15 protein-coding genes are annotated in these 13,308 nt (G+C 63.1%); 12 read left to right on the forward strand and 3 right to left on the reverse strand.

Going from position 1 to position 13,308, the window contains the following annotated elements; all coding sequences use genetic code 11:
* Positions 1-92 precede the first annotated feature (92 nt).
* Positions 93-1,796 (forward strand): SulP family inorganic anion transporter, encoded by a 1,704-nt coding sequence (locus FJV80_RS15455; protein WP_142876862.1) that lies wholly within the window; start codon positions 93-95, stop codon positions 1,794-1,796.
* Positions 1,793-2,416, forward strand: coding sequence for a ParB-like protein (locus FJV80_RS15460; RefSeq protein ID WP_142876827.1), 624 nt, complete (start codon positions 1,793-1,795; stop codon positions 2,414-2,416). The genes FJV80_RS15455 and FJV80_RS15460 overlap by 4 nt, the downstream gene beginning before the upstream one ends.
* Here FJV80_RS15460 and FJV80_RS15465 read toward each other — a convergent pair.
* On the reverse strand, positions 2,380-3,264 hold the full coding sequence (locus FJV80_RS15465) for an AraC family transcriptional regulator (protein ID WP_246688978.1): 885 nt from the start codon (positions 3,262-3,264) through the stop codon (positions 2,380-2,382). The genes FJV80_RS15460 and FJV80_RS15465 overlap by 37 nt on opposite strands.
* 85 nt (positions 3,265-3,349) lie before the next feature.
* Here FJV80_RS15465 and FJV80_RS15470 point away from each other — a divergent pair, with 85 nt between their 5' ends.
* The 3 genes from FJV80_RS15470 to FJV80_RS15480 all read left to right on the forward strand — a co-directional run bounded on the left by FJV80_RS15470 (position 3,350) and on the right by FJV80_RS15480 (position 5,021).
* Positions 3,350-3,880, forward strand: coding sequence for a hypothetical protein (locus tag FJV80_RS15470; protein WP_142876828.1), 531 nt, complete (start codon positions 3,350-3,352; stop codon positions 3,878-3,880).
* 32 nt (positions 3,881-3,912) lie between these two features.
* Entirely contained in the window at positions 3,913-4,290 is a 378-nt protein-coding gene (locus FJV80_RS15475; protein ID WP_095789741.1) for a VOC family protein, read from the forward strand.
* 101 nt (positions 4,291-4,391) lie between these two features.
* Entirely contained in the window at positions 4,392-5,021 is a 630-nt protein-coding gene (locus tag FJV80_RS15480) for a MarC family protein (RefSeq protein WP_140773427.1), read from the forward strand.
* Between the two features lie 34 nt (positions 5,022-5,055).
* Here the strand turns inward: FJV80_RS15480 and FJV80_RS15485 are convergent, their stop codons facing one another.
* Both FJV80_RS15485 and FJV80_RS15490 read right to left on the reverse strand, forming a co-directional pair.
* Positions 5,056-5,481: an OsmC family protein gene (locus tag FJV80_RS15485; protein ID WP_095789703.1), complete on the reverse strand. Its 426-nt coding sequence runs from the start codon at positions 5,479-5,481 to the stop codon at positions 5,056-5,058.
* A gap of 129 nt (positions 5,482-5,610) precedes the next feature.
* A complete protein-coding gene (locus FJV80_RS15490) occupies positions 5,611-6,129 on the reverse strand; it encodes a single-stranded DNA-binding protein (protein WP_064985641.1) in 519 nt (172 codons plus the stop codon).
* Between the two features lie 226 nt (positions 6,130-6,355).
* On the opposite strand from FJV80_RS15490, the gene FJV80_RS15495 reads away from it, so the two are divergent.
* From FJV80_RS15495 to FJV80_RS15525, 7 genes are all read left to right on the forward strand, one after another.
* A complete protein-coding gene (locus FJV80_RS15495; protein WP_010909628.1) occupies positions 6,356-6,670 on the forward strand; it encodes a metalloregulator ArsR/SmtB family transcription factor in 315 nt (104 codons plus the stop codon).
* Positions 6,671-6,684: 14 nt separating this feature from the next.
* Entirely contained in the window at positions 6,685-7,155 is a 471-nt protein-coding gene (locus FJV80_RS15500) for an SRPBCC domain-containing protein (RefSeq protein WP_246688979.1), read from the forward strand.
* A 22-nt stretch (positions 7,156-7,177) separates the two neighbouring features.
* Positions 7,178-7,783 (forward strand): ATP-dependent Clp protease proteolytic subunit, encoded by a 606-nt coding sequence (locus FJV80_RS15505; RefSeq protein WP_142876830.1) that lies wholly within the window; start codon positions 7,178-7,180, stop codon positions 7,781-7,783.
* An 82-nt stretch (positions 7,784-7,865) separates the two neighbouring features.
* The gene (locus FJV80_RS15510) at positions 7,866-8,165 is read left to right on the forward strand and encodes a hypothetical protein (RefSeq protein WP_142876831.1); all 300 of its coding nucleotides are present in this window, start codon (positions 7,866-7,868) and stop codon (positions 8,163-8,165) included.
* A gap of 701 nt (positions 8,166-8,866) precedes the next feature.
* Positions 8,867-11,788, forward strand: a complete 2,922-nt coding sequence (uvrA, locus tag FJV80_RS15515; RefSeq protein WP_095793717.1) for an excinuclease ABC subunit UvrA — start codon at positions 8,867-8,869, stop codon at positions 11,786-11,788.
* 34 nt (positions 11,789-11,822) lie between these two features.
* The gene (locus FJV80_RS15520; RefSeq protein WP_095789699.1) at positions 11,823-12,293 is read left to right on the forward strand and encodes a GNAT family N-acetyltransferase; all 471 of its coding nucleotides are present in this window, start codon (positions 11,823-11,825) and stop codon (positions 12,291-12,293) included.
* Positions 12,294-12,352: 59 nt separating this feature from the next.
* Positions 12,353-13,159: a DUF72 domain-containing protein gene (locus FJV80_RS15525; protein WP_142876832.1), complete on the forward strand. Its 807-nt coding sequence runs from the start codon at positions 12,353-12,355 to the stop codon at positions 13,157-13,159.
* Positions 13,160-13,308: the final 149 nt, after the last annotated feature.

The raw sequence follows: 13,308 nt of genomic DNA on the forward strand, positions 1-13,308 counted from the left end.
CTGATTGCGACGATATGGCCATGACGCTTTTCGCCGCCACAAGGCAAAAGCCGGCAATGGACCAACTTTCCCAAGCGAAAGCCGCAAGCGCCATGAATTGGCGCCGGCGGCTGCCTTTGCAGGCGCTGAGCGGCTGGCAGTTCCGGGATCTCAATGGTGATCTGATCGCCGGCCTGACATTGGCCGCGATCGCCATTCCCGAGCAAATGGCAACGGCCCGGCTCGGAGGTTTTGCTCCCGAGATTGGTTTTTTCGCTTTTGTCGCCGGTTCGGTGGCGTTTGCCCTGTTCGGCGCCAATCGTCACCTCTCGGTTGGCGCGGATTCGACCATCACGCCGCTGTTCGCCGGCAGCCTGGCGCTGCTCGCCACATCCGGCTCGCCGCATTATCTGGCACTGGCAGCCATGCTGGCGTTGATGGTCGGGCTGATCGTAACCTTGAGCGGCGTCTTTCGCCTCGGCTGGATCGCCGATCTCCTGTCCGTGCCGGTCACCACAGGGTTTCTGGCGGGCATCGCCGTCCATATCATCGTCTCGCAGATGCCCGGGCTGCTTGGCCTGCCGGCCGAGAGTGGAGAAACGTTGCGGCGTGTCGGCGAGATCAGCGGCAATCTCCATCTCACCAATCCCTGGAGCCTAGGGCTCGGCCTCGGCGTGTTCGCCATCGTGTTCTGTTCGGAACGGATCAGCGCCCGCATCCCCGGCGCCTTGATCGGCATGGTGCTTGCCACGCTCGCGGTCGTCGTCTTCGGCCTCGGGGATCGCGGCGTCGAGGTGCTAGGCGCCTTGCCAAACGGCCTGCCGCGAGCCGACCTGCCGGAGGCCAGCCTCGACGATATCCAGGCGCTGGTGCCACTGGCGCTGCTGATCGCCATTGTCGTCATGGTGCAGACGGCCGCCACCTCGCGGTCCTTTGCCTCGCAGCAGGACGACGCACCCGACGTCAACCGCGATTTCATCGGCGTCGGCGCCGGCGGCATTTTGTCGGGCCTGTTCGGCGCCTTTGCCGTCAATGCCAGCCCGCCGCGCACGGCCATCGTCTCCCAGTCGGGTGGCCGCTCGCAACTGTCCGGCCTCATTGCCGCGGCCATCGTGCTGGCACTCGGTGCCTTTGGCGGCGGCCTGCTCGCCAATGTTCCGCAGGCCGCCCTTGCCGGCGTCCTGATGTTCGTTGCCCAGCACATATTGCGCTGGAAGGTGTTCGCCAGCGTCTATCGGCAGGCGCCGGTCGAATTCGTGTTGATCCTGGTCACCATGGCGGCAATCGTGGTGTTGCCGATCGCAACCGGCGTGGCGGTGGGCATCGGCCTGTCGCTGCTGCATGGCATATGGAGCGCGACGCGCACGGAGCCGATCGAACTCGAACAGGTGCCGGGCACGTCCGTCTGGTGGCCTCCGGCCAAGCCCAGCGCTGGCGAACAACTCCCGGGCGTGCTGGTCGCGGCCTTCCAGGCGCCACTGTCCTTCGTCAATGCCGATCGCTTCAAGCGCGGCGTTTGCGACCTTGTCGATGCCAGGGACGAAGCCGTGAAACTGGTCGTGCTGGAGGCCAGCAACATCGTCGAGATCGACTACACCGCCGCGCAGGCCCTGATTGACACCATCCTTCATTGCCGCAAGGCGGGCGCGGTCTTTGCCATAGCGCGGCTGGAATCGCTGCGGGCCCAGGCAGCGCTGGCGCGGTTCGGCATCGCTGAAATGGTCGGACCGCAGCGCATATTCCACAGCGTCGACGCGGCGATCAAATCACTTGGTCCGGGAAAACAGCACCAGCAAGGACAGGATGGAGTGTCATGATCGACCCGCGAGAACCCATTGTGACGCCGGTTCCCGTCGAGGAACTGAGGCCGACGCAGATAACGGTCGGCATGAGAGAAGTTGCGTTGAAGCGCCAGATGATCCGGGAGCAGGACGCCAAGAAGAAGACCGGCGCTTTTCTCGGCAAACACATGGTGCCGGTCGTATTGGGTCCCAAAAATCGCAACTACGTCACCGATCACCATCACCTCGCCCGCGCCCTGCTCGAGGAAGGCGTCAAGGACGTGCTTGTGGCCGTGACCAGCGACCTGTCCGCGCTCGACAAGGACACGTTTCTTTTCGTGCTCGATAACAGAGGCTGGATGCACCCGTTCGATGAGAGCGGCCGGCGCCGCGATTACTCGGCCATTCCGAAGACAATCGGCGAGCTGATCGACGATCCTTACCGGAGCATGGCGGGCGAACTGCGCCGGATGGGCGGCTTTGCCAAGGACACGACGCCGTTCAGCGAATTCATCTGGGCGGATTTCCTTCGTCGGCGCATCGATCGCAACGCGGTTGCGAAGAACTTCGACAAGGCGATGAAAGAGGCACTTAGCCTGGCCAAGGGCAAGGACGCGGACTATCTGCCGGGCTGGTGCGGCCCGACCTCGGATTGAGCCTGCTTCGGCCGAGGCGCGATGCCGTTTGACTGACGGGCTCGATAATCGCTTGGCGTCTCGCCCATGATGCGTCGAAACCGGCGATTGAACGTCGACAGGTCGTTGAAGCCGGCGTCGAAGGCGATCGCCGAGATCGCATCATCCGACAGGCGCAGTCGCAATGCCGCACGGTGGAGACGGATCTTGAGCAGGAACTGGTAGGGCGTCATGCCGGCAACCTGCCGGAAAATACGCAGGAAATGATACGGGCTGGTCGCCGTCTCTTCTGCCAGCGCAGACAGCGAAACCGGCCCGTCGGCATCCAGTTCGATCCGCCGCACGGCTTCGGCCACCCGTTTCTGATCGCGACGGCTTGGTCCGCGCCTCATGGACGTAGCGCCGGAAATCGTGGCCACAGCCGCAGCAGCGATGCGCACACCGAGTTCCTCGAATGCCTCGCTGTCGCCCGTCTCCCGCGCGGCTTCCGCCTCGGCCAGCAGCGGCGCCAAGGCCGGCAAAGGCGGCAGGCGCGGCGCATCGAAGGTAAGCGTGCTCGCGCCCGGCAAACCGGCGACAATCCGTTCCATGTAGGCAGGCTTGAAATGGAACGAGAGACAGCGGTCGCCGCTGCCGTGTTCGTGTCCGCATTCATAGCATGTGCCGGAATTGCCGAGCAGCAGCGCGCCTGGCGCCAGCATGGCGGTGCCTTGCTGCGCGCGGTAGCGGAACGTGCCGCCGGTGACCGCTGCAACACAGAAATCCTGATGGGCTTCCTCGAACGGCCGGTCGCCCGCGCCGGCCGTGCAGATCACATCCGCCACGTGCCAGCCGGGTCCGGATGCGAGAGTGCGGGTCGTCGCTGTCATGGCCGAAATATAGCAATTTTTCCCAAGCCCAGAACCCCGTCAGCGCCTATTCCTCCCGGTCTCCTGACAGAAAGAGGCCGCAGCCATGTTCGACCCCTTTGCCGAAGCCCTGCACAGTCCCGGACCAATCGACGGGCTCGCCGAAGAACTGAACCTTTATGGCCGCTTCGTCGGCGCCTGGACTTTCGATGCCTCACGCCACCTCGAGGATGGCACCGTGCTGACCGGACGTGGCGAGGTGCATTTCGGCTGGGTGCTCGAAGGCCGCGCCATCCAGGACGTCTGGATCCTGCCCGCGCGGAACACCGGTTCCCAGCCTTCCCTGGGCAAGTGGACGTTCTACGGCACGACGCTGCGGGTCTATGATCCCGGCGCAGACGCCTGGCACATTTTCTGGAGCGATCCGCGCAATCAGTATTTCAGCCGCCAGCTCGGCCGGGCCGAGGGCGACGCGATCGTGCAGGTCGGCGCCGACGGCACCGGTTCCTCGGTGCGCTGGAGCTTTTCGCGGATCACCGAAAATTCCTTCCGCTGGCGCGGCGAGCGCTCGCACGACAATGGCGCGACATGGCGGCTGGAGGTTGAGTTCCTGGCGCGGCGCGTCGCAACAGCCTGAACCAGCAACACTTTGTAACAATGGAGAAAACGATGTTCGATCATATCTCGATCGGTGTTCGCGACGCCAACACCTCCAAGCGCTTCTATGACGCAGCGCTGAAGCCGCTCGGCTACACCTGCCTCAGCCAGTCACCGGGTTCGCTCGGCTATGGCGCCGAAAGCGTCGCGCTATGGGTCAACGAGGCAGCGCGGCCGGTTCCGGCGAACGAAAAATCAGGCCTGCATTTCTGCTTCGCCGCGCCGACACGCGACAGCGTCGATGCCTTCCATGCCGCTGCCTTGCGCGAAGACGGCAGCGACAATGGCGCGCCGGGCCCGCGCGCCGACTACGGCGACAATTATTACGCCGCCTTTGTTATCGACCCGGATGGTTATCGCCTCGAGGCCTATTGCGGCGCTGCCGGCTGACCCGTCGAGAGCCGTGGTTTCGCGGTCCTGACAGTTTCCACCGACCAGGCTTTGCTCTACCAATGGCATGGTACGGGCTCGGCCCGGCGGGAGGGTCAGCGATGCCGAGTTTCGACAGCCTGTTCAATGCCTTCGTCACCATTCTCGTGACCATCGATCCGCCCGGCCTGGCGCCACTGTTCCTCGCCGTGACGCGCGGCATGAACCGCGAGGAGCGCCAGCAGGTGTCGGTCCGCGCCTCGGTCATCGGCTTCCTGGTGATGGCGCTGTTCGCGGTGGCCGGCGCCTCGATCCTGTCGGTGTTCGGCATCACGCTGCCGGCCTTCCGCGTCGCCGGCGGTTTCCTGCTGTTCTTCATCGCCTTCGAGATGGTCTTCGAGCGGCGACAGGACCGCAAGGAGAAGATCGGCGACGTCGCCATCACCAAGGACATGATCCACAACATCGCCGCCTTCCCGCTGGCGATCCCGCTGATCGCCGGCCCCGGCGCGATTTCGGCGACGGTGCTGCTCTCCGGCTCGTTTCAGGGCTTTGCCGCGCAGGCAGCACTTGTCGGCATCATCTTCGTCTGCCTCGCCATCACCTATCTGGTGTTCGTGCTGTCGGAACGCATCGACCGCATCCTCGGCCAGACCGGCCGCTCGATCCTGACCCGCCTGCTCGGCGTCATCCTGGCCGCACTGGCCGTACAATTCGTGGCCGACGGCATCAAGGCGCTGATGGTGGGGTGAACGGCAGTCCCTACTGCCCTACTGCCCTACTGCCCTACTTTGCTGTGGTGTCGACGACTTCGAAATCATGCGTGATCGTGGCCGTCTTGGCCATCATGGCGGAGGCCGAGCAGTATTTTTCGATCGAAAGATTGATCGCCCGCTGAACCTTGTCGGGCGACAGCGCGCGGCCCTTGACGATGAAATGCATGTGGATGCGGGTGAACACCTTCGGGTCGGTCTCGGCGCGATCGGCGTCGAGTTCGACGACGCAGTCCTCAACCGCCTCGCGACCCTTTTCCAGTATATGCACGACATCATAGGCCGAGCAGCCGCCGGTGCCGATCAGCACCAGTTCCATCGGGCTCGGGCCCGGCGTCTTGCCTTCAGGGCCGGGTGCCGTTCCCAGCACCAGCTTGTGGCCGCTGCCGGACTCGCCGACGAAGGTGCGCTCTTCGACCCATTTTATCCGTGCCTTCACCGCTTTGTCCTTTCAGTCCTTTGGCCGCGCCTGCTGTCAGGCCAAATCAACAATGCAAAACCCCGAAAGTCCATGCAGGACCCTCGGGGCATCGATCACGCGACCTCAGCCGTCTGATGTTGCTTTCGATCAGAACGGGATCTCGTCGTCCAGTTCGCGCGACGAACCGCCGCCACCGCCGCCCCTGGGGGCGCCGCCGCCACGGTTGAAGCTCTCGTTCGGGCTGGACTGGCCGAAATCGGAACCGCGGCTGCTGCCGCCGCCGGAATAACCGCCGACCTGGCCGCCCTCACCCTGGCGCCCGTCGAGCATCTGCAGTTCGCCGCGGAATCGCTGCAGCACGACTTCCGTCGTGTACTTGTCGGCGCCGGTCTGGTCCTGCCATTTGCGCGTCTGCAGCTGGCCCTCGACATAGACCTTCATGCCCTTCTTCAGATACTGCTCGGCCACCTTGGCGATGCCCTCATTGAAGATGACGACATTGTGCCACTCGGTCTTTTCCTTGCGCTCGCCGGAATTCTTGTCGCGCCAGCTTTCCGACGTGGCGATACGGATGTTGACGACCGGCTCGCCAGAGTTCAGGCGGCGGATTTCAGGGTCCGCGCCGAGATTGCCGACCAGAATGACCTTATTGACGCTACCCGCCATGATTTTTCTCCGCGCTCATCCGAAACAAATTTTTGTCGCAGCACCTTACAGGCTGCGGACGTCAGCCGCCTGCTAAGGCTGGCTTTTCCCACAAGGTTTTTGTTCCCTTTTCGTTCCTATATGCGCTGCCGCTGATTGTCAAGGAATGGCAACAGTGCCTGAGCCTGACATATGGGTTTCAAAACAGCGCTTGCCAAATCAATAAGTATCGACTTATGCTTTTGTCATGATCGAAGCAGAGATTTTCCGCGCTTTGGCTGACCCGACGCGCCGCGCCGTCTTCGAGCGCCTCGCCGCAGCTGAAATGAGCGTGTCCGAATTGCGCAGCGGCCTGACGGTGTCGCAGCCGGCAGTGTCGCAGCATCTGGCGGTGCTGCGCGGCGCCGGCCTCGTGGTCGAGCGGCGGGCCGGACGCAACGCCTACTATCGTGCCGATCCGCAGGGGCTCGCCCCCTTGCTCTCCTGGATCGAACGCTACCGGACCTTCTGGCCGGAGCGGATCGAAAGGCTCAAGACGGTTTTGAAGGACATGGATCAATGAAGGATTTGGGATCGATGAACGCCAAGACCCGGGGCGAAGCCTCCCCGGATGTGCTCGAGTTCGAATACGACCTTGCTGAACCGCCGGAAAAAGTGTGGCGGGCGCTGACCGTGCCGGAATTGCTCGCCGCATGGATGATGCCGAACGACATCAGGCCGGAAATCGGCAATCGTTTTGCCTTCGCCGGGACCGAAGCTGCCATCGAATGCGAAATCCTCGACGCCGAGCCGGAGCGCCTGCTGCGCTATTCCTGGCGAGAGCAGCCGGGCGACGCCGGGGATCCGCTCGACAGTGTCGTTACCTTCACACTCGCCCGCACCGTTTCCGGCGGCACGCATCTGCGCATCGTCCATGACGGTTTTGCAGGGAAAGCGATGCCCGCCGTCGCCACGGCGGGCGCCGGCTGCCGGCTCTCGCTTGGAGTGGACGGGCGCGCAAAGCCTGTCGCCGCGAACATACCGAACACCCTGCTGCTCGCAGCCTGAACACGGAAATCGGAGACGAAAAATGAGCGGTCTTGCCAGTCTGGTGCCGATGGTGATCGAGCAATCGAGCCGCGGCGAACGCGCCTTCGACATTTTCTCGCGGCTGCTGCGCGAGCGCATCATCTTCATCAATGGCGAGATCAACGACGACGTCTCGGCGCTGGTCTGCGCGCAGCTTTTATCATTGGAGTCGGACAGTCCCGACAAGGAGATATCGCTCTACATCAACTCGCCGGGCGGCGTGGTGACCAGCGGGTTCGCCATCTACGACACGATGCAGTATGTCAGTTGCCCGGTATCGACCGTGTGCATGGGGTTTGCCGCCTCGATGGGTTCGTTCCTGCTGATGGCGGGCACGCCGGGGCGCCGCATCGCGCTGCCCAACGCCACCATTCTGCTGCATCAGCCGCTGGGCGGCTTCCAGGGCCAGGCTTCCGACATCCAGCGCCATGCCGAGCGGATCGGCAAGACCAAACGCCATATGGCCGAACTCTACGCCCAGCATTGCGGCCGCAGCTATGAGGAGGTCGAACGCACGCTCGACCGCGACCATTTCATGACCGCCCGCGAGGCCCAGGCATGGGGCATTGTCGACCATGTCTTCGACACGCGCAAAAAGGCGGCGTGAACCAGCTCGGATTTCTGCCCGCTGTCGATGATTTGACGACACCGCTCTGGTTCCGGGAGCGGCTGGTCCCTATAATCCCGGGATGATCGACACTCATTCGCCCAGGACGTCGCATCGCCTCATGGTCGCAGCGGTGCTCACTTTTGCCAGCCTTGCGAGCGGTATGGCCCTCGCCGGCGACAGCGCACCGCAGGCACAGAAACGCGCACTGCCCGGTGTGAACGGTGATTATCGCATCGCCAAGCCGGGTCCCCGGCCGGAACCCGACGATGCGTTCCCCAGCAACGGCAACGGCACGTTCAAAATCGGCGATACCGATGTCAGGATTTCCGGCACCATCACGATCGATATGGCCACGGGCGGGTTTAAGCCGCCGAGGTGAGCAGCCCTCCGCTGGGGCCGGTGCAGCCATGTCGTCAAAAGAACAGCCCCGCCGTGCCCTAGGCAAACGGACGGGGCTTTTCTGGATCTCAAATCCAAATTTTGCCGGGAGTGTACTGCCGGCGTTTGATTTCGGATGCTACGCGGCGTCAGCCGACGATCCGACTAGCGGTCTCTGATTTTGGGGATACGGCAAGTCACGGTTTGTCGGGTGGCGCAAACGCTAAACCCTGGCACTTATGCCTGCCGCGGCTCCAACGAGGCGTGGAGCCCTTGGGGACTGTCCGGTGGCGTCATGCTCCGCTCCTGTGTCCGTTGCGACATTGTCGTAGCGAAGCGCAAATCGCAAATGCCTGCGGCGTCTCGCAGGCCGCCTTGGGGCGGCGAGGCCATCGAAAGACGGCCGGCTTCACTGACCCCGGGAGACTGCCCCCGTGAGCCGGCCACGTCAACCTTCAATAGCCGGTTACGGAAAATTGTGATCGCCGGGAGGTTACGTACAGGTCAGGTTTCTACACAGCTTTGTCAGGAGCGTGTTCGGCCTTTGTTCTTTCTGCTTGCCCCTTCGCGCGAAAGACGGTTAAACGACTTCTGTCGGGAATTGTGGCGTCTCTCGACGTGGCGGCAAAAACACCTACATAGGGGATGGCTGGGACAATCCCGCCAATCCCACGAATTCCAGATCTGAGGCGGCGACCGGCGATGGCCGACCATAAATTCCTTTCCATTCGCGGGGCGCGCGAACACAATCTGAAGAATGTCGATCTCGACCTGCCGCGTGACAGCCTGATCGTCATGACCGGCCTGTCTGGTTCCGGCAAATCGTCGCTGGCCTTCGACACCATCTATGCCGAAGGCCAGCGCCGCTATGTCGAGAGCCTGTCGGCCTATGCCCGGCAATTCCTCGAGATGATGCAGAAGCCCGACGTCGACCAGATCGACGGCCTGTCGCCTGCCATCTCGATCGAGCAGAAGACTACCTCGAAGAACCCGCGCTCGACGGTCGGCACCGTCACCGAGATCTACGACTATATGCGCCTGCTGTTCGCGCGTGTCGGCGTACCTTATTCGCCGGCCACCGGCCTGCCGATCGAGAGCCAGACGGTCAGCCAGATGGTCGACCGGGTGCTGGCGCTGGAGGAAGGCACGCGCCTGTTCCTGCTGGCGCCGATCGTGCGCGGCCGCAAGGGCGAGTACCGCAAGGAACTGCTGGAGCTGCAGAAGAAGGGTTTTCAGCGCGTCAAGGTCGACGGTGTCTTCTATGAGATATCCGATGTTCCGGCGCTCGATAAGAAATACAAGCACGACATCGACGTCGTCGTCGACCGTATCGTCGTACGCGGCGATCTGGCCACGCGTCTTGCCGACTCCATCGAGACGGCGCTGAAGCTCGCCGAGGGGCTGGCGGTGGCCGAGTTCGCCGACAGGCCGCTCGATTCCAGCCAGACCGGCGAGGATTCGGTCAACAAATCGAAGAACGAGACGCATGAGCGCATCCTGTTCTCGGAAAAATTCGCCTGCCCAGTGTCCGGCTTCACCATTCCCGAAATCGAGCCGCGGCTGTTCTCGTTCAACAACCCGTTCGGCGCCTGCCCGACCTGCGACGGTCTCGGCAGCCAGCGCGCCATCGACCCCAATCTCGTCGTGCCCGACGAAAACGTGTCGCTGCGCGACGGCGCCGTCAGCCCATGGGCGAAGTCGACCTCGCCCTATTACGTGCAGACGCTCGAGGCCTTAGGCAAGGCCTACGGCTTCAAGCTCGGCGACAAGTTCAAGGATTTGAGCGCCGAGGCCCAGGACGCGATCCTGCGCGGCACCGGCGAGCGTGAAGTCACCTTCCAGTATGATGACGGCCTGCGCTCCTACAAGACGACCAAGACCTTCGAAGGCGTCATCCCCAATCTCGAACGGCGCTGGAAGGAAACCGAATCCGCCTGGATGCGCGAGGAGATCGAGCGCTTCATGTCGGCGACGCCCTGCCCCGTCTGCAAAGGTTATCGGCTGAAGCCGGAAGCGCTGGCGGTTAAGATCGGCGGCAAGCACATCGGCGAAGTCACGGAACAGTCGATCCGCAACGCCGACAAATGGTTCACCGACCTGCCTGCGCAGCTCAACGACAAGCAGAACGAGATCGCTGTGCGCGTGCTGAAGGAAATCCGCGAGCGGCTGCGCTTCCTCAACGATGTCGGGCTCGATTATCTGACATTGTCGCGCAATTCGGGCACGCTGTCGGGCGGCGAGAGCCAGCGCATCCGCCTAGCGTCGCAGATCGGCTCGGGGCTCACCGGCGTGCTTTACGTGCTGGACGAGCCGTCGATCGGCCTGCACCAGCGCGACAACACGCGCCTGCTCGATACGCTCAAGCACCTTCGCGACATCGGCAACACCGTCATCGTCGTCGAACATGACGAGGATGCCATCCTGCATGCCGACTATGTCGTCGACATGGGTCCGGCCGCCGGCATCCATGGCGGCGAGATCATCGCCCAGGGCACGCCGCAGCAAGTGATGGCCAATCCCAACTCGATCACCGGCAAATACCTGTCGGGCGCGCTTGAAGTAGCCACCCCCGGGGTCCGGCGTGAGGCGAAAAAGAACCGGCGCCTGAAAATCGTCGGCGCGCGCGGCAACAATCTGAAGAACGTCACTGCCGAAATCCCGCTCGGCACCTTCACCGCCGTCACCGGCGTATCGGGCGGCGGCAAGTCGACCTTCCTGATCGAGACGCTGTTCAAGGCAGCCTCGCGCCGCATCATGGGCTCGCGCGAGCATCCGGCCGAGCATGACCGCATCGAGGGCCTGGAATTCCTCGACAAGGTCATCGACATCGACCAGTCGCCCATTGGACGGACCCCGCGTTCGAACCCCGCCACCTATACCGGCGCCTTCACGCCGATCCGCGACTGGTTCGCCGGCCTGCCCGAGGCCAAGGCGCGCGGCTACCAGCCGGGACGCTTCTCGTTCAACGTCAAGGGTGGCCGCTGCGAGGCCTGCCAGGGCGACGGCGTCATCAAGATCGAGATGCACTTTTTGCCTGACGTCTACGTCACCTGCGACGTCTGCCACGGCAAGCGCTACAACAGGGAGACGCTCGACGTCCTGTTCAAGGGCAAGTCGATCGCCGACGTGCTCGACATGACCGTCGAGGAAGGCGTCGACTTCTTCGCCGCCGTGCCGGGCGTGCGCGACAAGCTCGATACGCTGAAGCAGGTCGGCCTCGGCTACATCCATATCGGCCAGCAGGCGACGACGTTGTCCGGCGGCGAGGCGCAGCGCATCAAGCTCGCCAAGGAACTGTCGCGCAAGGCGACAGGCAAGACGCTCTACATTCTCGACGAGCCGACCACCGGCCTGCATTTCCACGACGTCGCCAAACTCTTGGAAGTGCTGCACGAGCTGGTTGACCAGGGCAACACGGTGGTGGTCATCGAGCACAATCTCGAAGTGATCAAAACCGCCGACTGGGTGCTCGACCTCGGCCCCGAAGGCGGCGACGGCGGCGGCGAACTGGTTGCCCAGGGCACACCGGAAGCGATCGTGCGCGAGAAGCGCAGCTACACCGGGCAGTTCCTCAAAGAACTGCTGGAGCGGCGCCCCGGAGGCAAGCGCGAAGCGGCGGAGTGATCAGCGGACCGGTTGGCGCCTGGAGAGTGTTTGGATGACAATCAGAAGAGCGCTTGCCGGTGATATCCAAACAGTCGTTTCGCTGACGCAAGCCGCCTACGCCCCCTACAACGCCATGCTCGACGCGCCGCCGATCCCGGTGACCGAAGACTACGCGCCGCGCATCGCGAACGCCGAGGTCTGGCTGCTGGAGAGCGACGGCGAACCTGCCGGAGTGCTCACACTGGAGCGGCATGCGGATCACGCCATGATCTTCTCCATCGCGGTGTCGCCCGCCTTCCAGGGCAAGGGGTTCGGTATCGCATTGCTAAAACACGCCGACGAGCAGACGCGCCAGTGGCGCCTGCCGGAGATACGGCTCTACACCAATGCGAAAATGGAGCGGAACATCGCGCTCTATCTCGCTTACGGCTATCGCGAAACGGGTCGCCGGCCCAACCCCTACCGGCCAGGATGGGTGCTTGTCGACATGGCAAAGCCGGTCGACGAGACCACGACGGCCTGATTTTCTGAACGCGGCCAGACTTCTGAATTTGGCCAGACACCGCACTCGGGAGGACGATAATGAGCAAATCGGGAACAATCCGCTCCGGCATGGGCGGCTGGACCTTCGAGCCCTGGGATACGTCCTTCTATCCGGACAAATTGTCGAAGGCCAAGCAACTGCACTACGCCAGCCGGCAGGTGCCGAGCATCGAGGTCAACGGCACCTACTATTCCAGCTTCAAGGAGCCGACCTTCGTCAAATGGGCAAGCGAGGCGCCGGACGGTTTCGTCTATTCGCTGAAGGGCAACCGCTTCGTCACCAACCGCCGCGTGCTGGGCGAGGCCGGTGAATCGATGATGCGCTTCCTCGGCTCCGGCGTTGCCGCGCTCGGCGACAAGCTCGGCCCGATCCTGTGGCAGTTCGCGCCGACGAAAAAGTTCGATCCGGACGATTTCGAAGCTTTTTTGAACCTGCTGCCGGAGAAACAGGACGGTGTCGCGCTGCGCCATGCGCTGGAAGTCCGCAACGACAGTTTCATCGTGCCGGAATTCGCGGCACTTGCCCGCAAATACAAGGCGGCGATCGTCTATGCCGACCATGCCAAATATCCTGATATCGCCGACGTCACCGGCGACTTCGTCTACGCACGACTGCAGACCGGATCGGACGACAATCCCGATTGCTACACGCCGAAGGGGCTCGACGAGTGGGCGGCGCGGGCAAAGACATGGGCTGAAGGCAAGCAGCCGGCCGATTTGCGACGCGCCGATCCCGCCACCGACGCGCCTGTTCAGCCGCGCGACGTGTTCGTCTACTTCATCACCGAGGGCAAAGTGCGCGCACCGTTCGGGGCGATGGCGCTGATGAAGCGCATAGCCGGCTGACAAGCATTCGTTGTTGTTCGGCTACATGCTGTAAGTGCATCATCTATGCGTTTTGCGCGTAGCAAAGCGTCTATTCCCGGGCATCTTCGCCACGATCGTAACCTTATCGACACTTCCTTGCTGCATGTATGCGGCGACGCCAAGCTGCA

This window comes from Mesorhizobium sp. WSM4310 (genome assembly GCF_007003935.1).
Lineage (GTDB): Bacteria > Pseudomonadota > Alphaproteobacteria > Rhizobiales > Rhizobiaceae > Mesorhizobium.